This is a genomic window from Streptomyces aculeolatus (assembly GCF_020400605.1).
GTDB classification, from domain to species: domain Bacteria; phylum Actinomycetota; class Actinomycetes; order Streptomycetales; family Streptomycetaceae; genus Streptomyces; species Streptomyces aculeolatus.
This window is the reverse complement of the sequence record NZ_JAINRD010000001.1, coordinates 62,001-85,702: the sequence shown is the minus strand read 5'-3', so window position 1 is coordinate 85,702 and position 23,702 is coordinate 62,001. Positions and strand designations below refer to the sequence as shown.

The following is a 23,702-nucleotide window of genomic DNA, read 5'->3' as shown; positions in this document are numbered from 1 at the left end:
GACCGGTGAGCGGTCCCCAGAACGAGGCGAAGCTCCGCGACTACCTCAAGCGGGCCATCGCCGACGCCCAGGACGCCCGGCAGCGGCTGCGCGAGGCCGAGGACCGGGTGCGCGAGCCGATCGCGGTCGTCGGCATGGCCTGCCGCTTCCCCGGCGGCGCCGGCACGCCCGAGGAGCTGTGGGACCTGGTCGCCCGGGGCGGCGACGCCGTCGGCCCGTTCCCCGCCGACCGCGGCTGGGACCTCGACGCGCTCTACGACCCGGACCCGGAGCGCAGCGGCACGACGTACACGAGGAGCGGCGGATTCCTGCCCGACGTCGCCGACTTCGACCCCGCCTTCTTCGGGATCTCGCCGCGCGAGGCGCTGGCGATGGACCCGCAGCAGCGGCTGCTGCTGGAGACGGGCTGGGAGGCGTGCGAACGGGCCGGGATCGACCCCGCGTCGCTGCGCGGCAGCCGCACCGGCGTCTTCGCCGGCCTCATGTACCACGACTACGGCTCGCGGCTGGCGGAGCTGCCCGCGGACCTGGAGGGATACGTCGGCAGCGGCAGCGCGGGCAGCGTCGCGACGGGCCGGGTGGCGTACACGCTCGGGCTCGAAGGCCCGGCGGTGACCGTCGACACGGCGTGCTCGTCGTCGCTGGTCGCCGTGCACCTGGCGGTGAACGCGCTGCGGCTCGGGGAGTGCGGCCTCGCGCTGGCGGGCGGGGTGTCGGTGATGGCGACGCCGGGCACCTTCGTGGAGTTCAGCCGGCAGCGCGGGCTGGCGCCGGACGGCCGGTGCAAGTCGTTCGCGGCGGCGGCGGACGGCGCGGGGTGGGCCGAGGGCGCGGGGCTGCTGCTGCTGGAGCGGCTGTCGGACGCGCGACGCAACGGGCACCGGGTGCTGGGGCTGGTGCGCGGCTCGGCGGTCAACCAGGACGGCGCGAGCAGCGGGCTGACCGTGCCCAACGGCCCTTCGCAGCAGCGCGTCATCCTCGACGCCCTCGTGAACGCCGGGCTCGCCGAGTCCGACGTGGACGCGGTGGAGGCGCACGGCACGGGCACGGAGCTGGGCGACCCGATCGAGGCGGAGGCGCTGCTCGCGACGTACGGGCGGGGGCGTCCCGCGGAGCGGCCGGTGTGGCTGGGTTCGGTGAAGTCCAACATCGGCCATGCCCAGGCGGCGGCGGGGGTCGCGGGGATCATCAAGATGGTCCAGGCGATGCGGCACGGGGAGTTGCCGGCGACGCTGCACGTGGACGAGCCGACGCCGCATGTCGACTGGGAGTCGGGCGCGGTGCGGCTGCTGACGGAGGCGCGGCCGTGGCCGGAGACGGGCGGGCCGCGGCGGGCGGCGGTGTCGTCGTTCGGGATCAGTGGGACGAACGCGCATGTGATCCTGGAGCAGGCCCCGCAGGAGCCGGAAGCCGAAGAGGCGGCGCGCCCGGGGGCGTTGCTGTGGCCGTTGTCGGCGAAGAGCCCGGCGGCTCTGGCGGCGCAGGGGGAGCGGCTGGCGGCGTATGCCGGGAGCCACCCGGAGACGGATCCCGCGGACGTCGCCCGCACGTTGGCCGCGTCCCGGGCGGGGCACCGGCACCGCGCCGTGGTCCTGGACGGCGACCGGGCGGCGCTGGCCGCGCTCGCCGCGGGTGCCGCGCACCCGCTCCTGGTCACCGGCCCGGACTCCGCTCCCGCTCCCGGCAAGCTGGCGTTCCTGTTCACGGGGCAGGGGAGCCAGTTCCCGGGGATGGGACGGGAGTTGTACGCCGGGTTCCCGGTCTTCGCGGAGGCGCTGGACGAGGTGGCGGCGGCGCTCGACCTCCATCTCGACCGGCCGTTGCGTGAGGTGATGTTCGAGGCGGAGGCCGAGGTGCTGGGGCGTACGCGGTACGCGCAGCCCGCGCTGTTCGCGCTTGAAGTCGCGCTCTTCCGGCTGCTCGGCCACTGGGGTGTCGCACCGGACTGTCTGGCGGGTCATTCGGTGGGGGAGGTGGCCGCCGCTCACTGCGCCGGTGTCCTCGACCTGGCCGATGCGGCGTTGCTGGTCGCCACGCGGGCCCGGCTCATGCAGGAGATGCCCGCCACGGGAGTCATGATCTCCCTCCAGGCGTCCGCCGAGGAGGTCACCCCGCACCTCACCGGGGGCGTGGCGATCGCGGCGCTCAACAGCCCTTCCACCACGGTCATCTCCGGCGACGCGGCCGAGGCGCGCGCGGTCGCGGAGCGGTTCCGCTCCCGTGAGCTGCACGTGAGTCATGCGTTCCACTCCCCGCACATGGACGGGATGCTGGCCCCGTTCCGCGAGGTCGTCCGCACGCTGACGTTCCATCCGCCGCGGATACCCCTGGCCGGGGATGCGGATCGCCTGGTGGATCCGGAGTACTGGGTGCGTCAGGTCCGCGAGCCGGTCCGGTTCTCCGAGGCCGTCGAGGCCCTACGCGCCGCGGGTGTGACGACGTACGTGGAGACCGGACCCGACGCCGCGCTCACCACGCTCGCCGCCGAATGCCTCGCCGACACCGAGATCCCGGCCCTCACGGTCCCCCTCCAGCGCCGCGCGCGCGAGCAGGTCCCCACTCTCCTCGCCGCGCTGGCCACCCTCCACACCCACCACGCCGCCACCCCGTGCTGGGACGTGCTCCTCCCCGCGGCCCGACTGACCGACCTGCCCACCTACCCCTTCCAGCGCCAACGCCTGTGGCTCGACGCGCCTCCCGCCTCCGCCACCGCCGGTCACCATCCGCTGATCGGCCCGGCCGTCGTGCTCGCCGACCGCGACGGCGCGACGGTCTTCGCGGGCACCCTGTCCCTCCGCACCCACCCCTGGCTCGCCGACCACGCCGTGGGGGACTCCGTCCTCCTCCCCGGCACCGCGTTCCTCGAACTCGCCCTCCACGCCGCCCGCCACGCCGGACGCGCCGCGCTGGACGAACTCGTCCTCACCGCGCCCCTGGCGATCCCCGCGACCGGGGCCGTCGAACTGCAGGTGGCCGTCGAGGGCGCCGAGGTCGCCGTCCACTCCCGCCCCGCCGGCGACGACGGCAACCGTGCGCCCTGGACCCGCCACGCCCACGGCACCGCCGCGGAGACCGAGCCACCCGCCCCGGCCGTCTCCCCTCAATCCGCCGCCTGGCCCCCGCCGGGCGCCGTCCCCGTCCCGCCGGAGGAGCTGTACGAGCGGCTCGACGCCGCCGGCCTGCGCTACGGCCCCGCCTTCCGCGGGCTGCACGCCGCGTGGCGCCACGGCGACGCCGTCCTCGCCGAGGTCGCCGCGGACACCGGCGCCGCCCCCGGCGCCGACCGGTTCGCGCTGCACCCGGCCCTCTTCGACGCCGCGCTGCACGCCGTGGCCCTCACCGGCGACGAGCAGGACGGCACCGGGTACCTCCCCTTCAGCTGGACGGACGTCCACGTTCACCGCACGCGGGCCGGTGCCCTGCGGGTACGTATCGTCCCCACCGGCGACCACGCCGTCAGGCTCGACGCCACCGACCCGGCGACCGGCCGACCCGTCGTCTCCGTGGGGACGTTGCTGCTGCGCCCGCTCGCCCCCGCCCCGCACGACTCGCTCCACCGCCTCACCTGGCAGCCGCTCGCCGCCGACACGGCCGGCGACGCGGCCGGCGACGCGGCAGAAGACGCCGCGACCTGGGCCGTGCTCACCACCGGCGGCGCCGGCGACCTGCTCGCCGCGCTGCCCGCCGCCCGCTCCGTCACCGGGCTCGACCCCGCCGCGCTGCCCGAGGTGCCCGGCCTGCTCGTGCTCCCCGTCACCACCGGCGACGTACCCGGGCCCGCCCCCGCCGCCGCGCACACGGTCGCCGTCCGCACGCTGGACACGATCAAGGCGTGGCTCGCCGAGGAACGCCTCGCCGCCACCCGCCTCGCCGTCCTCACCCGCGGCGCCGTCGCCGTCGGCGCCGAGGAGGACCCCGACCTCGCCGCCGCCACCGCCTGGGGCCTCGTACGGGCCGCGGCGGCCGAGCACCCCGGGCGGCTGCTCCTCGTCGACACCGACGGCACCCCCGAGTCCCTGCGCGCCCTGCCGCGGGCGGTCGCCTCCGGCGAGCCGCAACTCGCCGTCCGCGCCGGCACCCCGCTCGCCGCCCGCCTCGCCCGCGCCGCCGCCCCCGCGCTCGTACCGCGGGCCGGCGCCGCGGCGTGGCGGCTCGGCGTGACCGCGCCCGGATCGCTGGACAACCTCGCGCTGCTGCCCGCGCCCGAGGCGACCGCGCCCCTGGCACCGGGCCACGTCCGGCTGTCCGTACGCGCCGCCGGGCTGAACTTCCGCGACGTGCTGGGCGCCCTCGGCATGTACCCGGGCGAGGTGGCCATCGGCGGCGAAGCCGCCGGGATCGTCGTCGAGACCGCGCCGGACGTCACCGATCTGGCGCCCGGTGACCGGGTGTTCGGGATGGTGCGGGGCGCGGTCGGCCCGCTCGCCACCGCCGACCGGCGGCTCCTGGCGCCGATGCCCCGCGACTGGACCTTCGCGCAGGCCGCCACCGTCCCCGTCGTCTACCTCACCGCCTACTACGGCCTCGTGGACCTCGGCGCCCTCAAGCCCGGCCAGTCGGTGCTGGTGCACGCGGCGGCCGGCGGCGTCGGGACGGCGGCCGTGCAGCTCGCCCGGCACCTCGGCGCCGAGGTGTACGGCACGGCGAGCCCCGGCAAGCAGGCGGCGCTGCACGCGCTGGGGCTGCCCGCCGACCACGTCGCCTCGTCCCGCACGCTCGACTTCGAGGCCGCCTTCCGCGACGCCGGCGGCGGCGTCGACGTGGTGCTGAACTCGCTGGCCCAGGAGTTCACCGACGCCTCGCTCCGGCTGCTGCGGCCCGGCGGCCGGTTCCTGGAGATGGGCAAGACGGACATCAGGGACGCGGATGCCGTACGGGCCGCGCACGAGGGCGTCGAGTACACGGCGTACGACCTGATGGACGCGGGGGCCGAACGGATCGCCGCGATGTTCGGCGAGGTGATGGCGCTGTTCGGCGAGGGCGCGCTCACGCTGCCGCCGCTGACGGTCTGGGACGTACGGGCGGCACCCGAGGCGTTCCGCCACATCAGCCAGGCCCGGCACCGCGGGAAGGTCGCGCTGACCGTGCCGCGCCCCCCGGACCCGGACGGCACGGTGCTCGTCACCGGTGCCACCGGGGCGCTCGGCGGGCTGATCGCCCGCCACCTGGTGACCGCGTACGGGATCCGCCACCTGCTCCTCGCCGGGCGGCGCGGCGCCGCGGCACCCGGCGTGGCGGAACTCGTCGCGGAACTGGAGGAGCTGGGCGCCGCGGTCACCGTGGCCGCCTGTGACGTGGCCGACCGGGAGGCGCTGGCCGCGCTGCTCGCCGCCGTGCCCGCCGCCCACCCGCTGACCGGCGTCGTCCACACGGCGGGCGTCCTGGACGACGGCGTACTCGCGTCGATGACCGCGGAGCGGCTGCGTACCGCCCTCGCGCCGAAGGCCGACGCGGCGTGGGCGCTGCACGAGCTGACGCGGGACGCCGACCTGGCGCTCTTCGTCCTGTTCTCGTCCGCGGCAGGCACGCTGGGCGCGCCGGGGCAGGCCAACTACGCGGCGGCGAACGCCTTCCTCGACGCCCTCGCCGGGCACCGGCGGGCCCGCGGGCTGCCCGCGGTGTCGCTGGCCTGGGGGCTGTGGGACCAGCCGGGCGGGATGAACGCCGGGCTGGGCGGTACGGACCGGGCGCGGCTGGCGCGCGCGGGGTCGGGGGCGCTGTCGGAGGCGGAGGGGCTGCGGCTGTTCGACGCCGCCCTTGAGGTGACGGAGGCCGTGTCGCTGCCGGTCAAGCTGGACCCGGCGGCGCTGCGGGCGCGCGGGGACGACGTGCCGCCGCTGCTCCGCGAGTTGGTGCGGGGCGCGCAGGGCGGCGGCCGGCCCGTACGCGACAAGGGCGGGCCCGCGGCGGCCGGTGACCTCGCGCGGCGCCTCGCCGGGGCGACCGCGGCCGAGCGCCGCAACGCCGTGCTCGACCTGGTGTGCCGGGAGTCGGCGGCGGTGCTGGGGCACGCGGATGCCGGGGCGCTGGCGCCCGACGCGGCGTTCGCGGAGCTGGGGTTCGACTCGCTGACCTCGGTGGAGCTGCGCAACCGGCTCGCGCGGGCGACGGGGCTGCGGCTCCCGGCGGGGCTGCTCTTCGACCGGCCGACGCCGCAGGCGCTGGCCGACCACCTCGCCGGGCTGCTGGCGGCCGCCCCCGCGGACCCGGCCGCCGCCGAGCCGGCCGCCGGGGAGGACCCGGGCGCCGACGAGGCGGCGGTGCGCGCCGCGCTGGCGGGCCTGTCGCCCGCGCGGCTCCGCGACGCGGGGCTGCTGGACGCGCTGCTCGCCCTCGCGGCGGACGACGCCGCCCCGCCCCCCGCGCAGCCCGCGCGAACCGCGGAGGCCGACGACTTCGACGCGGACGCGGACGGCGACGCCGACCTGGACTCCCTGGACGCCCAGAGCCTGATCGACATGGCCCTCGGCGACGACGACTCCGACTCCGAACAGGGTGACGCGCGATGAGCAGCACTCCGTCGACCGAAAGCCTCGTCGAGGCCCTGCGCAAGTCGCTGCGCGAGGGCAAGCAGCTCAAGCGCGAGAACCGGCGGCTGGCCGAGGCCGCGCGCGAGCCCGTCGCGATCGTCGGCATGGCCTGCCGCTTCCCCGGCGGCGTCGGCTCGCCGGAGGAACTGTGGGACCTCGTGGCCGCGGGCCGCGACGCGGTGACCGCGTTCCCCACCGACCGGGGCTGGGACCTCGACGCCCTGCACGATCCCGACCCGGACAAGCCGGGCACCAGCTACGTGCGCGAGGGCGGATTCCTCGACGGCGCGGGCGACTTCGACGCCGAGCTGTTCGGGATCTCGCCGCGCGAGGCGCTGGCGATGGACCCGCAGCAGCGGCTGCTGCTGGAGACGAGCTGGGAGGCGTTCGAGCGCGCCGGAATCGACCCGGCGTCGCTGCGCGGCAGCCGCACCGGCGTCTTCGTCGGCGGCGTACGCCAGGACTACGGCCCCGCGCTGCACGAGACCGTGCCGGACGTGGCCGGACACCGCCTGACCGGCATCGCGGCGAGCGTGCAGTCCGGGCGGGTGTCGTACGTCTTCGGGCTCGAAGGGCCCTCGGTGACGGTCGACACCGCGTGCTCGTCGTCCCTGGTCGCGCTGCACCTGGCGGTGAACGCGCTGCGCGCCGGGGAGTGCGGGACGGCGCTGGTGGGCGGCGTGGCGGTGATGACGAGCCCCGGCGTCTTCGTGGAGTTCAGCCGGCAGCGCGGGCTGGCGCCCGACGGCCGGTGCAAGCCGTTCGCGGCGGGTGCGGACGGCACGGGCTGGGCCGAGGGCGTCGGCGTACTGGCCCTGGAACGGCTGTCGGACGCGCGCCGCAACGGACGGAAGGTGCTCGCGGTGATCCGCGGCTCCGCCGTCAACCAGGACGGCGCGAGCAACGGGCTGACCGCCCCCAACGGCCCGTCCCAGGAGCGCGTCATCCGCGCGGCGCTCGACAACGCCGGGCTGCGCCCCGGCGACGTCGACGCCGTGGAGGCGCACGGCACGGGCACGCCGCTGGGCGACCCGATCGAGGCGGAGGCGCTGCTCGCGACGTACGGCCAGGAGCGTCCCGTGGAGCGGCCGCTGTGGCTGGGGTCGATCAAGTCCAACATCGGGCACGCCCAGGCGGCGGCGGGTGTCGCGGGGATCATCAAGATGGTCCAGGCGATGCGGCACGGGGAGTTGCCGGCGACGCTGCATGTGGACGAGCCGACACCGCACGTCGACCTGACCTCGGGGGCCGTCGCGCTGCTCGCGGACGCCAGGCGGTGGCCCGCGGCGGACCGGCCGCGCCGGGCCGGGGTGTCCTCGTTCGGCATCAGCGGCACGAACGCCCACGTGATCCTGGAAGAGGCCCCGGCCGCCCCGGACACCGCGTCCGCGCCGGACACCGCGTCCGCGCCGCCGCCCGCCGCGTACCCCGTGCCGCTGCCGGTCCCGCTGTCGGCCAAGTCCGACGACGCCCTGCGCGCCCAGGCGGCCCGGCTCCTCGCGCACGTCGAGGACCGGCGGGACGACCTGGACCTCCCGTCCCTGGCCCGCTCCCTGGCGACGACGCGCGCGACGCTCGACCGCCGCGCGGTGCTGCTGGCGGGCGACCGCGGGGAACTGGTGCGCCGGCTCGGCGAGGTGGCGGCGGGGGAGGCGGAGCGGCCGGGGCACGTCGCGACCGCGCGGGACCTGACGGCGTTCCTGTTCACGGGGCAGGGGAGCCAGTTCCCGGGGATGGGGCGGGAGTTGTACGCGGGGTTCCCGGTCTTCGCGGAGGCGCTGGACGAGGTGGCGGCGGCGCTCGACCCGCATCTGGACCGGCCGTTGCGTGAGGTGATGTTCGAGGCGGAGGCCGAGGTGCTGGGGCGTACGGGGTACGCGCAGCCCGCGCTGTTCGCGCTTGAAGTCGCGCTCTTCCGGCTGCTCGGCCACTGGGGTGTCACGCCGGACTGTCTGGCGGGTCATTCGGTGGGGGAGGTGGCTGCCGCGCACTGCGCCGGTGTCCTCGATCTCGCGGATGCGGCCCTGCTGGTCGCCACGCGGGCCCGGCTCATGCAGGAGATGCCCGCGACGGGCGTCATGATCTCGCTGCGTGCCTCGGAGGAGGAGGTCGTCCCGCATCTGACCGAGGGCGTGGCGATCGCCGCGGTCAACAGCCCGACCACCACCGTCATTTCCGGTGACGCCGGTGCCGCCCGTGCGGTCGCCGAGCGGTTCCGTGCGCGTGAGCTGCACGTGAGCCACGCGTTCCACTCCCCGCACATGGACGGGATGCTGGCCCCGTTCCGCGAGGTCGTCCGCACGCTGACGTTCCATCCGCCGCGGATACCTCTGGCCGGGGATGATGCAGACCGGCTGGTGGATCCGGAGTACTGGGTGCGTCAGGTCCGCGAGCCGGTCCGGTTCTCCGAGGCCGTCGAGGCCCTACGCGCCGCGGGTGTGACGACGTACGTGGAGACCGGACCCGACGCCGCGCTGGCCACCCTCGCCGCCGAATGCCTCGCCGACACGGAGGAGACGGCCCTCACCGTCCCCCTCCAGCGCCGCACCCACGACCAGGTCCGCACCCTCCTCGCCGCGCTGGCCACCCTCCACACCCACCACGCCGCCACCCCGCGCTGGGACGTGCTCCTCCCCGCGGCCCGACTCACCGACCTGCCCACTTACCCCTTCCAGCACCGGCACCACTGGCTCGCCCCCGCCACCACCGGCGACGTCACCCGCGCCGGCCTCGGCACCACCGAACACCCCCTGCTCGGCGCCGTCGTGGAGCTGGCCGACGCCACCGCCGACGGCCTCGTCCTCACCGGCCGCCTCTCCCTCCACACCCACCCCTGGCTCGCGGACCACGCCGTGGGGGACACCGTCCTGCTCCCCGGCACCGCGCTGGTGGAGCTGGCGCTGCACGCGGCGCAGCAGCTCGGCGGCGGCCATGTCGAGGAGTTGACCCTCGCCGTCCCGCTGCGCGTCCCGGCGACCGGGGCGCTCGACATCCAGGTCGCCGTGGGAGCGGGCGACGCCGACGACCGCCGGCCCGTCACCGTCCACTCCCGCCGGGCGGGTGCAGGTGACGGCGACGGCACACCGTGGACCCGCCACGCCGAGGGAACGCTCCTCCCCGCCCCCGGGCCGCACGCCGGGACCCACCCCGCGCCGCCCGCCGACGGCGCGTGGCCGCCGGCCGGCGCTAGCGCCGTGGACCTGACCGGCGCGTATCCGGCGCTGGCCGAGCGCGGCTACCGCTACGGGCCCACCTTCCGCGGACTCCGGCGCCTGTGGCGGAACGCCGAAGGCGACCAGCTCCACGCCGACGTGGAGTTGCCGGACGACGCCTTCACCGACGCCGACGCCTTCGGCGTGCACCCCGCCCTGCTGGACGCCGCCCTGCACGGACTCGCCCTCGGCGCAGGCACCGCCCCGGACGAAGCGGTCCGCCTCCCCTTCGCCTGGGCGGGCATCCGGCTGCACGCCACCGGCGCCACCACCCTGCGCGTACGGATCACGCCCGCGGGACCCGACGCGGTCACCCTCCACGCCACCGACCCGGCCGGGCAGCCGGTCGTCACCGTGGAGCGGCTGACGCTGCGCGCGATGGCACCCGACGCCGTGACCGCCGCCGCGAACACCGCCTCGGCTGCCGTACGGGACATGCTGTTCCGCCGGGAGTGGGCGCCCCTGACCGGCATCCCGCAGCGGGACGCCGGCAGCTGGGCGGCGCTGGGCACCGCCCCCTGGACCGGCTTCGACGGGCCCGTCTTCGCCGGCCCCGCCGAACTGGCCGCCGCCGTGGCCGCGGACGGGACCGAGCCGCCCGCCGCGGTCTTCACGCCCCTCACCTCCGTCCGCGACGCCGAGCCGGCGGCGGAGAGCATCCACGCGGCCTGCGCCGAAGCCCTGTCCCTCGTCCGGTCCTGGGCCGCGGCGGACGGCCTCGCCGACGCCGCGCTCGTGCTGGTCGCCGGGGACGACGTGCCGGCGCTGGTGCGGGAGCCGGTGCAGGCGCTCGTACGGGTCGCGGAGTCGGAGTCCCCCGGCCGGTTCGTACTCCTGGACCTGCACGGCACCCCGGCGCCGGACCTCGTGGCATCGGCCCTGGCCGCCGGCGAGCCGCACGCGGCGCTACGGGACCGGCGGCTCACCGCCCCCCGCCTGACCCGCCACACCCCCGGCCCCGCCGCCGCACCCCCCGCCTGGGCCGCGGACCCCGACGCCACCGTCCTCGTCACCGGCACGGGTACCCTCGCCGGCCTCGTCGCCCGCCACCTGGTCACCCACCACGGCACCCGCCACCTCCACCTCGTCTCCCGCCAGGGCGACCGGACCGCCCACGCGGCCCGCCTGCGCGACGAGTTGACCGAACTGGGCGCCACCGTCACCGTCTCCGCCCGCGACCTCGCCGACCCGCAGGCCGCCCGCGCGCTCGTCGACGGCATCGACCCCGGCCACCCGCTGCGCGCCGTGGTCCACACCGCCGGCGTCGTCGACGACGCGCTGGTCACCGGCCTCACCCCGGAGCGGCTGCACGCGGTCCTCGCCCCCAAGGTCGACGCCGCCCTGCACCTCCACCGGGCCACCGCCCACCTCCCGGACGTGGCCTTCGTCCTCTTCTCCTCCACCACCGCGGCCCTCGGCACCCCCGGCCAGGCCAACTACGCGGCCGCCAACGCCTTCCTCGACGCCCTGGCCCGCACCCGGCCCCGTACGCACGCCATCGCCTGGGGGCTGTGGGCGGAGACGAGCGGCATCACCGCCCACCTCACGGAGGCGGACATCGCGCGGATGGCCCGCAACGGGCTGCTGCCCCTGGAGACGCGGCAGGCCCTCGACCTCTTCGACGCCGCGATCGCCGACTCGGAGCCGAGCCTCGCAGCCGTACGCCTCGAAACCGCCGCGCTGCGCGCCCACGCCCGCGACGCGACGCTGCCCGCACCCCTGCGCGCCCTCGCGCCCGCCCCCGCCGCCGGCCCGCGCCGCGCCGCACGGACCGCAGGCGACGCCGCGGGCGTACCCCTCGCCGACCGCCTCGCCGCACTCGCCCCGAAGGACCGGAAGGCGGCGCTGCTCGACGTCGTGGCCGCCGACGTTGCCGCCGTGCTCGGCCACCCGCGCACCACCCCGATCGAGCCGACCCGCGGCTTCAAGGACCTCGGCTTCGACTCGCTGACGGCCGTGCAGCTGCGCAACCGCCTCGCCGACACCGTCGGCCGACGCCTGCCCGCGACGCTCGTCTTCGACTACCCGGACCCGCGGGCCCTCGCCGGCTACCTCGGCCGCGAACTCCTCGGCGACCGCGCCGAGTCCGCCGCCACCGCACCGCCGCCCGCCGCGGCCGCCGCGAACGAACCGATCGCCATCGTCGGCATGGCCTGCCGCTACCCCGGCGGCGTCACCTCCCCCGACGACCTGTGGCAGCTCGTCGCCACCGGCCGGGACGCCGTCACCGGCTTCCCCACCAACCGCGGCTGGGGCCTGCACACCCTCTTCCACCCCGACCCGGACCACCCCGGCACCAGCTACGCGCGGCACGGCGGATTCCTGCACGACGCGGGCGACTTCGACGCCGACTTCTTCGGCATCTCGCCGAAGGAAGCCCTCGCCATGGACCCGCAGCAGCGGCTGCTGCTGGAGACGAGCTGGGAGGCCTTCGAGCGCGCGGGCATCGACCCGGCCGCGGTACGCGGCAGCCGCACCGGCGTCTTCACGGGCCTGATGTACCACGACTACGCCTCCTGGCTCCCCGAGCTGCCCGACGAGGTCGCGGGCTACGTCGGCACGGGCAACACCGGCAGCGTGGCGTCGGGGCGGGTGTCGTATGCGTTCGGGCTGGAAGGTCCGGCGGTGACGGTGGACACGGCGTGTTCGTCGTCGCTGGTGGCGTTGCACTTGGCGGCGCAGTCGCTGCGTACGGGTGAGTGCGATATGGCGCTCGCGGGTGGCGTGACGGTGATGGCGGGTCCGGGGACGTTCGTGGAGTTCAGCCGGCAGCGTGGGCTGTCGGCGGACGGTCGGTGCAAGTCGTTCGCGGCGGGTGCGGACGGTACGGGCTGGGCCGAGGGCGTCGGCGTGCTGGTGGTCGAGCGGCTGTCGGTGGCCCGCCGGGAGGGCCACCGCGTACTGGCGGTCATGCGCGGCTCTGCGGTGAACCAGGACGGCGCGAGTAACGGCCTGACCGCGCCCAACGGGCCGTCGCAGCAGCGGGTGATCCGGGCCGCCCTCGACAGCGCCGGGCTGGGGCTGGGCGACGTCGATGCGGTCGAGGCGCACGGCACGGGCACGGAGCTGGGCGACCCGATCGAGGCCGAGGCGCTGCTGTCGACGTACGGGCGGGAGCGCGACGCGGACAGCCCGCTGTGGCTGGGGTCGGTCAAGTCCAACATCGGGCACGCCCAGGCCGCGGCCGGTGTCGCCGGGATCATCAAGATGGTCCAGGCGATGCGGCACGGCCGACTGCCGGCAACGCTGCACGCGGAGGAGCCGACGCCGCACGTCGACTGGGAGTCGGGCGCGGTACGGCTGCTGACCGGGCCCCGCGCGTGGCCGGAGGTGGACAGGCCCCGGCGGGCGGCGGTCTCGTCGTTCGGGATCAGCGGCACGAACGCGCACGTGATCCTCGAACAGGCCGAGCCGGAGCCCGAACCCCCGGCGGTGGCGGCGACGGGGCCCGTGGGGGTACCGCTGTCCGCACGCGGAGACGAGGCGCTGCGCGCGTACGCCGGGATGCTGCACGCATACGTGTCGCAGCGCCCGGAGCTGGAGCCTGCGGCCGTCGCGGCGGCGCTGCGGGCGCGGGCGCGGCTGTCCCGGCACGCGGTGGTCGTCGGAGAGGGACGGCAGGAACTGCTCGCGGGCCTGGAGGCGCTGGCCGCGGATGTGCCGCATCCGGGGGTGGTGACCGGGCGGGCAGGAGCACCGGGGAAGACGGTGTTCGTCTATCCGGGGCAGGGGTCGCAGTGGGTGGGTATGGGTGCCCGGTTGTTCGCCGAGTCGCCGGTGTTCGCGGAGGCGCTGACGGCGTGTGCCGAAGCGCTGTCCCCGCACGTCCACTTCGATCTGCTCGACGTGCTCACGAGTGATGATCCTGCTGTGTTGGAGCCGGTGGAGGTGGTGCAGCCGGCGCTGTGGGCGGTGATGGTGGCGTTGACCCGCTGGTGGGAGCACCACGGTGTGCGCCCGGACGCGGTCATCGGTCACTCGCAGGGTGAGATAGCGGCTGCCTGCGTGGCGGGGGCGTTGAGCCTGGAGGATGCGGCGCGGGTGGTCGCGCAGCGGTCGCAGGCGTTGACGGCTCTTGCGGGTACGGGCGGGATGCTGTCCGTGGCGTTGGACGAGACTGGTGCGGATGCGCTGTTCAAGGACTGCGGTGTCTCGGGAGATGTGTCGGTTGCGGCGGTCAACGGACCTACGGCCGTGGTCGTTGCTGGTCCGGCGGGCGCGTTGGATGCGGTGCAGGAGCATTGCGCCCGTAACGAGATCCGCCACCGCCGCATCCCGGTGACGTATGCCTCGCACACGCCGCTGGTCCAGCCGTTGGAAGCGGATCTGGAGGCACGGCTGTCGGGCATCGAGCCCCGTACTGCGGACATCCCGTTCTACTCCACCGTGAGTGCCGGGCCGGTCGACACCACCACCCTGACCTCGGATTACTGGTTCACCAACCTGCGTTCGCCGGTCCGTTTCCACCAGACCGTGCAGGCCCTCCTCGCCGACGGCTACGGCCACTTCGTCGAACCCAGCCCCCACCCCGGCCTGCTCACCGCCGTCGAAGACACCATCGACGCCGCCGACTCCGACGCCGTCACCCACGCCACCCTCCACCGCAACGACGACACCCCCCACCGCCTCGCCCTCGCACTCGCCCACACCCACGCCCACGGCCTCGACGCAACATTCGACGCCGCCGCGCCACCCGCCGACCTCCCCACCTACCCCTTCCAGCGCCAACACCTCTGGCTCGCCCCGTCCGAGGCCACCACCACCCGCGACGCCCTCAACTCCTGGCGCTACGACCTCACCTGGCAGCCCCACCACCCCCCGGCCGACGTCCCCGCCCTCTCCGGGACCTGGCTGCTCCTCCCCCGGCCCGGCGTGTCCCCGCCGGCCGCCCTGATCGACGCCCTCGAAGCCGCCGGTGCCGCCGTCACCACCGACCCCGAACACCCCGACCCCGCCGGCATCCTCAACCTCGACCCCGACCCCGCGACCCTCCTCCGCCAGCTCCAGAGCCCGCGGCCCGCCCCCGCCGCGCTGTGGACCCTCACCACCCACGCCGTCCGTGCCACCCCCGGCGACGCACCGCCCGATCGGGACCACGCGCAGACCTGGGGTCTCGGCCGGGTCGCCGCGCTCGAACACCCCGAGCACGTCTCCGGGCTCGTCGACCTGCCCGCCGACCCGCAGCCCCACCACTACGCCCGCCTCGTCCAGCACCTCGCCGACGCACCCCGCAGCCACGAGACCCAGCTCGCCGTCCGCGACGACGCCGCCCATGTCCCCCGGCTCACCCGCGCGCCGCACGCCGGGCCGCCCCCCGGCACGTACCACTTCCGGGACGTCTCGCTCGTCACCGGCGGCACGACGGGCATGGGGCTGCTCGTCGCCCGGCATCTCGCCCGCGCGGGAGCCGACCACCTCGTGCTCACCCGCCACCCGGGCGCCCGGGCGGATGCGGAACCGGCCGCCGAACTCGTCGCCGAGCTGACCGGCTTGGGCGCCGGTGCCGTCACCGTCGCCGACGCCGACCTCCGCGGCCGCGCGTCCGTACGCACCCTCCTGACCTCCCTGCCCCCCGACCGGCCCCTCGCCACCGTCATCCACACCGCCGAGGCGGACACCTGGTCGCCGCTCGCCGACCTGACCCCCGGCGACCTCGCCGACGTCCTGGCCGTACGCGCCGGAGGGGCCCGGCTGCTGCACGAGCTGACCCTCGAACTCGGCCTGGCACCGGCCGCGTTCGTCCTCTTCTCCTCCGTCGCCGGCGTGTGGGGCAGCGCCGGCCAGGGCGCCCACGCCGCCGGTGTCGCGTCCCTCGACGCGCTCGCCCACGCCAGGCGGGCCGCCGGGCTGGCGGCGACGTCGCTGGCGTGGGGGCCGTGGGCGGACGTGTCGGTCGGCGCGCCGGACGGCACCGTCGACGCGGACCGGCAGGAGCAGCTCCTCCGGCGCGGGCTCGGCGGGCTGCCGACCCCGCTGGCGCTCGCGGCGCTCCAGCAGGCGCTCGACCACGACGAGACCTTCGTCGCCGTCGCGGATGTCGACTGGGCCCGCCTCGGGCCGGTGTTCGCCGCCGTGCGCCCCAGCCCTCTCCTCGGCGCCCTGCCCGAGGCGGCCGGCGCCCCGGGCGGCGGCGCGGACGACGCCGGGGGCGCGGCCGGCGAGGACGGCGGGTCCGGGCTCGTCGCCCGGCTGGCGGGGCTCGACCCGGACGAGCGCGCGGCGGAGCTGCTGACGCTGGTGCGTACGGCCGCGGCCGTGGTGCTCGGCCACCCCGGGGCGGAGGCGGTGGACCCGCACCGGCCGTTCCAGGAGCTGGGGTTCGACTCCCTGGCCGCCGTCTCCCTGCGCAACCGGCTCGGCGAGACGGCCGGCCTGCGGCTGCCGACGACCCTCGTCTTCGACCACCCGACACCGGTGGCGGTCGCGGAGTTCCTGGCCGGCGAACTGCTGGGCACGGGCGGGCCGGAGGAGCCGGCGGCCGCGTACGAGGGCACCGGACACGGCGCCGCCGGACCCGGCGCCCCGGACCACGACCCCGCGTACCCCTCGCGCCCGGAGGTCGCGGAGGCCGTGGCGGGGTTCACCGACGACGAGTTGTTCGCGTTCATCGACGAGCGGCTGGGCACCTTCGGGCCCGGTCGCGGCCAGCAATGAGGACCGCCATGACGAACACCGCGGGCACCGCTACCGCGAACACCGCCACCGCGGACACCGCCGGCCCGACGCCCGCGGGCAACGAGTCGCGCCTGCGGGACTACCTGGAGCGCGTGACCGTCGACCTGCACGAGGCCATGCGCCGGCTGCGGCAGGCGGACCGGCGCGAGCGGGAGCCGATCGCCGTCGTCGGCATGGCCTGCCGGTTCCCCGGCGGGGCGGCCACGCCGGAGGCGCTGTGGGAGCTGCTGGCCGCGGGGCGTGACGTGATCGGCGGGTTCCCCGCGGACCGTGGCTGGGACCTCGACGGGCTGTACCACCCCGACCCCGACCACCCGGGCACCAGCTACGTGCGCCACGGCGGATTCCTGCACGACGCGGGGGACTTCGACGCGGAGTTCTTCGGCATCTCGCCGCGCGAGGCCCTGGCCATGGACCCGCAGCAGCGGCTCGCGCTGGAGGCGGCGTGGGAGGCCGTCGAGCGGGCGGGCATCGACGTGTCGTCGCTCGCGGGCAGCCGCACCGGCGTCTTCGTCGGGAGCAGCGGCCAGGACTACGGGATGCTCACGACGACGACGTCCGACCGCGTCGAGGGCTACGTGATGACGGGCAACGCCGCGAGCGTGCTGTCCGGGCGGATCTCGTACTCCTTCGGCCTGGAGGGCCCGGCGCTGACGGTGGACACCGCCTGCTCGTCGTCGCTGGTGAGCACCCATGCCGCCGTCGGGTCGCTGCGTACGGGGGAGTGCGAACTGGCGCTCGCGGGCGGGGTGATGGTGCTGTCGACACCCGGCGGGTTCGTGGAGTTCAGCCGGCAGCGGGGGCTGGCGCCGGACGGCCGGTGCAAGCCCTTCGCGGCGGCGGCCGACGGGACCGGGTGGGGCGAGGGTGTGGGGATGCTCCTGCTGGAGCGGCTGTCCGACGCGCGGCGCCACGGGCACCCGGTGCTCGCGGTGATCCGCGGCTCCGCCGTCAACCAGGACGGCGCCAGCAACGGCCTGTCCGCCCCCAACGGCCCCGCGCAGCAGCGCGTCATCCGCGCCGCCCTCGCCGCCGCCGGCCTGGCGCCCGGGGACGTCGACGCCGTGGAGGCGCACGGCACGGGCACCACGCTCGGCGACCCCATCGAGGCGCAGGCGCTGCTGGCCACGTACGGGCAGGGGCGGCCCGCGGAACGGCCGCTGTGGCTCGGCTCGTTGAAGTCGAACTTCGGCCACACCGGTTCTGCGGCGGGCGTCGCCGGGATCATCAAGATGGTCCTGGCGCTCCGCCACGGGCAGCTGCCCGCGAGCCTGCACGTGGACGAGCCGACGCCGCACGTCGACTGGACGGCGGGGGAGGTGCGGCTGCTCACCGAGCACCGGGAGTGGCCGCAGACGGGCCGGCCGCGCCGCGCGGGCGTCTCGGCGTTCGGGGTCAGCGGCACCAACGCGCACCTGATCCTGGAGGAGGCGCCCGCGGAGCCCCCGGAGCCCGGGGACGGCCCCGCGGAAGGGCCGGCGCCGCTCGTGGTCGGCACCCGCGCCGGGGCACCGGCGCCGTGGCCGCTGTCGGCCCGTACCGAGGACGAACTGCGCGCCCAGGCCGCCCGCCTGCACGACCACCTCACCGCGGACCCCGCGGCGCCGCCCGCGGTGCTGGACACCGGGTTCACGCTCGCCGCCGGCCGCCGGGCCTTCCCGCACCGCGCGGTGGTCACCGCCGCCGACGCGGACGGCTTCGCCCAGGGCCTGCGCGCGCTGGCCGACGGGCGGTCCGCGGCGGGTGTCGTACGCGGCCGGGCGCTGCCGGAGGCCGCCGACACGGGGCCGGTGTTCCTCTTCGGCGGCGGCGGCTCCCACTGGGCCGGGATGGGCCGCGAACTGCTCGCCGCCTCACCGGTGTTCGCCGAGCACATCGCCGCCTGCGAGAAGGCGCTGGCGCCGCACGTCGACTGGTCGCTCGGCGACGTACTGCGGCACGCCGAAGGCCCCGACCTGGAGCGGGCCGACGTCGTCCAGCCCGCGCAGTGGGCCGTCTCCGTGGCGCTCGCCGAGCTGTGGCAGGCGTGCGGGGTGCGGCCCGCGGCCGTCGCGGGCCACTCGCAGGGCGAGATCGCCGCGGCCGTCGTCGCGGGCGGGCTCTCCCTGGAGGACGGCGCCGCCGTCATCGCCCACCGGGGGGCCGTGCTGCACGGCCTGGCGGGGCAGGGCGGCATGGCCGTCGTACCGCTGCCCGAGAAGGCCGCGGCCGACCGGCTCGCGCCCTGGGCGGACCGGCTGACGGTCGCGGCCGTCAACGGCCCCGCCGGGGTCGTGGTCTCCGGCGAGACCGGGGCGCTCGACGAACTGCTGGCCGCGCTCGCCGCCGAGGACGTGGACGCCCGCAGGGTGCGGGTCGACTTCGCCGCGCACTCGCCGCAGATCGAACCGCTCCGCGCCCGGCTGCTCGCCGGCTGGCAGGACATCCGGCCGCGGCGCGGCCGGATCCGGTTCGTCTCCACGGTCACCGGGGAGCCCTTCGACACCGCGGGCCTGGACGCCGGGTACTGGTACCGCAACGCGCGGAGCACGGTCCGCTTCGGCGCCGCGGTCGGCGCGCTGGCCGGCGCGGGGCACCGGGCGTTCGTCGAGGTGGGAGCCCACCCGGTGCTCACGGCGGCGGTGCAGGAGGTCCTCGACGCCGAGGACGCCGGCGGGGCCGCGGCGGTGCTCGGCACGCTGCGGCGCGACGACGGCGGCGCCGGCCGCTTCCTCACCACGCTGGGCGAGGCGTACACGGCCGGGCTGCCGGTCGCGTGGCCCGAGCTGTTCGCGGGCACCGGCGCCCGCCGCCGCGAACTGCCCACGTACCCCTTCCACCGCGAGCGGTTCTGGCTCGCCCCGGCGGCGAAGGGGACGGGGGAGACGGGACAGGACGACTGGTTCTGGGACCACGTGGAGCAGCGGGACGCCAGGACCCTGGCGAAGGCCGTCGGCGTGGAGCCGGCCGCGCTGGACGCCGTGCTGCCGGCGCTCGCCGAGTACCGGGCCCGGGGGCGGGAGAGCGCCGCCCAGGACCGGCTGCACTACCGGGTGGCGTGGCGGGCGGCGGCGCAGCCGGGGGCCGCGGCGCGTATCGGGGGAGACTGGCTGGTCGTCGCCCCCGCCGACGCGCCCGGCGCATCGGCCGCGGCGCTGCGGGCGCTGACCGGGCGCGGTGCGCGCTGCCGGCTGCTGGAGGTGGACGCCGCGGCGGCCGGGCGCGAGGCGTTGGCCGCGCGGCTGCGCGACGCCGCCCCCGAGGGCGCGGCCGGTGTGCTGTCGCTGCTGGCGTTCGACGACGCGACGGCACCCGGCGAGTCGTACCTCACCGTGGGCATGAGCGCGACGCTGGCGCTGGCGCAGGGTCTGGCCGACGCCGCGCTCGACGCGCCGCTCTGGGTGGTGACCCGGGGCGGCGTCGCCGTGGACCGGGACGATGCCGGCCCCCGGGCGGACCAGGCCGCGGTCTGGGGCCTGGGCCGGGCGGTGGCGCACGAGCAGCCGGGGCAGTGGGGCGGGCTCGTGGACCTGCCGGAGGAGGACGAGCCGCGGCGGGACGTACCGCAGTCGGACGTACCGCAGGAGGACATGAAGCAGGCGGACGTACCGGAGGGGGCAACTGCCGGGGAACGGCCGGAGGCCGGCGGCCCCCGGGTGGACCCGCCCCCGGACGGCGCGTGGTCGCGGCTTGCCGACGCGCTCGTGTTGGCGCTCTCCGGCCCCGGCGAGCGGCGCGAGGACGAGGTGGCGGTACGCCCCGAGGGCCTGTTCGTACGCCGCCTCGTGCGCGCCCGCCCCCACCGGTCCCGCCCCGCGGGCCGCGCGGCCCGCCCCTGGCAGCCGCACGGCACCGTGCTCGTCGCCGGCCCCGACGGCAGCCCCCGCGGCGCCGTCGCGCGGCTGCTCGCGGCCGGGGGCGCGGCGCACGTGCTGCTGGCCGGCGGCACCCGCGCGGGGACGGACGAGGAGGCGGCGGAGCTGACCGCCGACGGCATCCCCGCCACGGCGCTCGGCACCTGCCCGGAGCAGGAGGAGATCCTGGCGGCCGCCCCCGCGGACCGGCCGCTCACCGCCGCCGTGCACGCCGGCGCCCCGCCGGGGGACGTGCCGGTCGGCCGGCTCACCCCGGCGCTGCTGTCGGAGAGCCTGGCGGGGGCCGGGGAGGCGGGCGCGCTGCTGGCCGAGCTGGCGGGCGTGCCGCTGGAGGCGCTGGTGTGCTTCTCCTCCGTCGCCGCGACCTTCGGGGGCGTCGGCCAGGGCGCGTACGGGGCCGTCAGCGCGCACGTCGAGGCGCTGGCCGAGGCGCTGCGGACGGCCATGGGGCTGGAGGTGGCGTCCGTCGCCTGGGGCACGTGGAGCGGCGCCGGGGAGGGGGAGCAGCGGTTCGCAAGCGCCGGTCTCGCCCCGCTCGACGCGACCGAGATGCTCCACGGCGTGCGCTGGACCGTCGACGAGGACGAGCCGGGCGCGGTGGTGGCGCAGATCGACTGGGAGCGGTTCGCCGCCTCCTACGGCGCGGCCCGCACCGGCGCCCTGCTCGCCGAACTGGTCTCCGACACCCGCGTACGCCCCGAAGGCCCCGCGGGGTCCGGCGGGTCGGCGGCATCCGGCGGGCCGGCCGGACCGGCCGGGTCGGCCGGATCGGCCGGGTCCGCGGCGCGGCAGCGGCTGGCGGACGCCACCGGCGAGGAGCTGCGCACGCTGCTGGCCGACCTGGTCACCACCGAGGTCGCCGCCGTCCTCGGCCACGCCGACCCCGCGGCGCTCGCCGGGCGGGGGCTGCTGGAGCTGGGCTTCGACTCGCTGACCACCGTCGAACTCCGCAACCGCCTCAACAGCGCCACCGGCGCCGCCCTCCCGGCCTCCGTCCTCACGGGGAACCCCGATCTGGCCGCGCTCACGGACCAGTTGTACGCCGACCTCTCCCCCGCCCCCGCCGAGTCCCCGGAGTCCGCGGGCCCGCCCGGTCCGTACGACGCGCACGGCGCGGGCGGCGGCTCCCTGCCCGCGATGTTCCGGGGCGCGCTGGAGCAGGGGCGGTCGCGGGAGTTCATCGGGATGCTGGCCACGGCGGCCTCGTTCCGTACGGCCTTCATCGGCACCGGCGACCCGGGTGCGCTCCCCGCGCCCGTCGAGCTGACCGCCGACGGCACCGGGCCGCGGCTTCTCGCGCTGCCCAGCGCGCTCGCGGCGTCCGGGCCCCACCAGTTCGCGCGGCTCGCCGCCGCGCTGCGCGGCGACGGTGACGGCGACGGCTACCGGGTGACGGCGCTGCCGCTGCCCGGCTTCCGCGCCGGCGAGCCGCTGCCCGCGAACCTGCCGGCGCTGCTCGACGCGCTGGCCGTCGCCGCCGTGCGCGCGGCGGACGGCGGGCCGTTCGCCTTCGTCGGCTACTCCTCCGGCGGCCTCCTCGCGCACGCCCTCGCGGCGCGGCTGGGCGCCGCGGCGGTGGTGCTGCTCGACAGCCGGCCGCTCACCGACTACACCCCCGCGGACCACCCCGAGTTGCTCGACGGCGTCGCCGCGCGGATGGACGTCGTCGACGACACCCGCCTCACGGCGATGGGCCGCTATCTGGAACTGCTGCACACCCTGCACCCCACGCCGGCCGACGTCCCCACGCTGCTCGCCGCGGCCGAGCGGCCGATCCCGGCGCGGCCCCTGCCGTGGCCGCTGCCGCACACCGAGGTCGTCGTACCGGGCGATCACTTCACCCTGATCGAGGACCACGCCGCGACGACCGCCGCCGCCGTGAGCGCGTGGCTCAGCAACGTCTGGAGAACGAACGATGAGTAACGCCCAGGACCACAGCCGCAATCCCGCCGCCGAGGACCCGGCCGCGCCCGACCCCGTCGTCGTGGTCGGCGCCGGCCCGTGCGGCCTGGTGACCGCGTGCGAGCTGCTCCGGCTCGGCCTGCCCGTACGGCTGCTGGAGGCCGACACCGAACCGCACACCGGCTCCCGGGCCGTCCTGCTCTGGCCGCCGACGCTCGACGTGCTCGACGGGCTCGGCATGCTCGACGACGCGCTGGCGCGCGGCGTGCGGCCCGCCGCCCTCGCGTACCACATGCCCGACGGCAAGGCGCTCCGCGTCGCGCTGGGCGAGGCGAACGAACCGCTGGTGCTGCCGCAGCAGGAGACCACGCAACTGCTGCTGGGCGTGCTCGAAAAGCTCGGCGGCCAGGTCGAGTACGGGGTCCGCGTCACGGACGTCAGCACCGCCGACGACACCGTCACCCTCACCACCGAGGGCCCCGACGGCGGGCAGGAGACCGTGACGGCGCCCTGGCTGATCGGCGCCGACGGCGTCGGCAGCACGGTGCGGCAGCAGCTCGGCATCCCGTTCGAGGGCGGCAGCGTGCCGATGACGTTCCTGCTGGCCGAGGGGGAGGTGACCGGCGACTTCGGGCGGGACGCGGTGCAGTACTACCTCGGCCGCAAGGGCACCGTGCTGCTCTCCCCGCTGCCCGGCGGTCAGGTGCGCATCTCCGGCCCGGTCCCGCCCGACATGCCGATGACGCGGGAGGCGGTGCAGGAGATCCTCGACGAGCGCGGCCCCGGCGGGCTGCGCTTCACCACCGCCACGACCGTCGACTCCTTCACCAGCCAGGAGCGGATCGCCCGGACCATGCGCTCCGGCAGGGTGTTCCTCGCCGGCGACGCCGCCCACGTCCACTCCGTCGTCGGCGGCCAGGGGCTCAACCTCGGCATCCAGGACGGCCGCAACCTGGCCTGGAAGCTGGCCGGCGTGATCCACGGCACCCTGTCCCCCGCGGTGCTCGACAGCTACACCACCGAGCGGCGCGCCGTCGCCGAGCAGGTCGTCCAGACGACGGGCCGCATGATCCGGCAGTCCGCCGCCGGTCCGTTCGCCTCCCGCGTACGCAACGGGGTGTGGGCCCTGATGCAGGCCACGGGCACGCTGCGGCGCTGGTACGCGCCCATGCTGGCCGGCCGGCTGACCCGCTACCCCGACGTGCTCTTCGGCGCCCCCACGCCCAAGCCGCCCCGCGGCCTGCCGGCCCCCGGCAGCCGGACGCCCCTGTGGGTCCCGGCCGCCGACCCCGGGCAGGACGGCTTCCGCCTCCTCACGCTGGGCCCCGGCGACGCCGGCGGCCTGCGGCCGGCCGCCGAGCGGCTGGCCGGCGCCCATCCGGAGGTGCTCGCGTACGCCCATGTCGCCCACCGCCGGACGGGCTGGGTGCTCCTGCGTCCGGACGGGTTCGTCGCCGCGTCCGGCAAGGGCGCCGCGCAGCTCGCCGGGATCGAGGGGCTGCTCGCACGGCTCGTCGCGGGCGGCTGAC

Annotated in this window: 4 protein-coding genes; all 4 read left to right on the top strand. The window is 77.0% G+C overall.

Annotated elements, in window-relative coordinates; translation table 11 throughout:
- Window positions 1-5: 5 nt before the first annotated feature.
- From LG396_RS00295 to LG396_RS00280, 4 genes are read left to right on the top strand one after another with little or no spacing between them, the layout of a single operon-like run.
- Window positions 6-6,509: an SDR family NAD(P)-dependent oxidoreductase gene (locus tag LG396_RS00295; protein ID WP_372483234.1), complete on the top strand. Its 6,504-nt coding sequence runs from the start codon at window positions 6-8 to the stop codon at window positions 6,507-6,509.
- The gene (locus LG396_RS00290) at window positions 6,506-16,396 is read left to right on the top strand and encodes an SDR family NAD(P)-dependent oxidoreductase (protein ID WP_225793114.1); all 9,891 of its coding nucleotides are present in this window, start codon (window positions 6,506-6,508) and stop codon (window positions 16,394-16,396) included. The genes LG396_RS00295 and LG396_RS00290 overlap by 4 nt, the downstream gene beginning before the upstream one ends.
- A gap of 8 nt (window positions 16,397-16,404) precedes the next feature.
- Window positions 16,405-22,194, top strand: a complete 5,790-nt coding sequence (locus LG396_RS00285) for an alpha/beta fold hydrolase (RefSeq protein ID WP_225793113.1) — start codon at window positions 16,405-16,407, stop codon at window positions 22,192-22,194.
- Window positions 22,187-23,701 carry an FAD-dependent monooxygenase gene (locus tag LG396_RS00280; protein ID WP_225793112.1) on the top strand — a complete coding sequence of 505 codons (1,515 nt, stop codon included), beginning with the start codon at window positions 22,187-22,189 and terminating at the stop codon, window positions 23,699-23,701. The genes LG396_RS00285 and LG396_RS00280 overlap by 8 nt, the downstream gene beginning before the upstream one ends.
- The last annotated feature ends 1 nt before the right edge of the window (window position 23,702 follow it).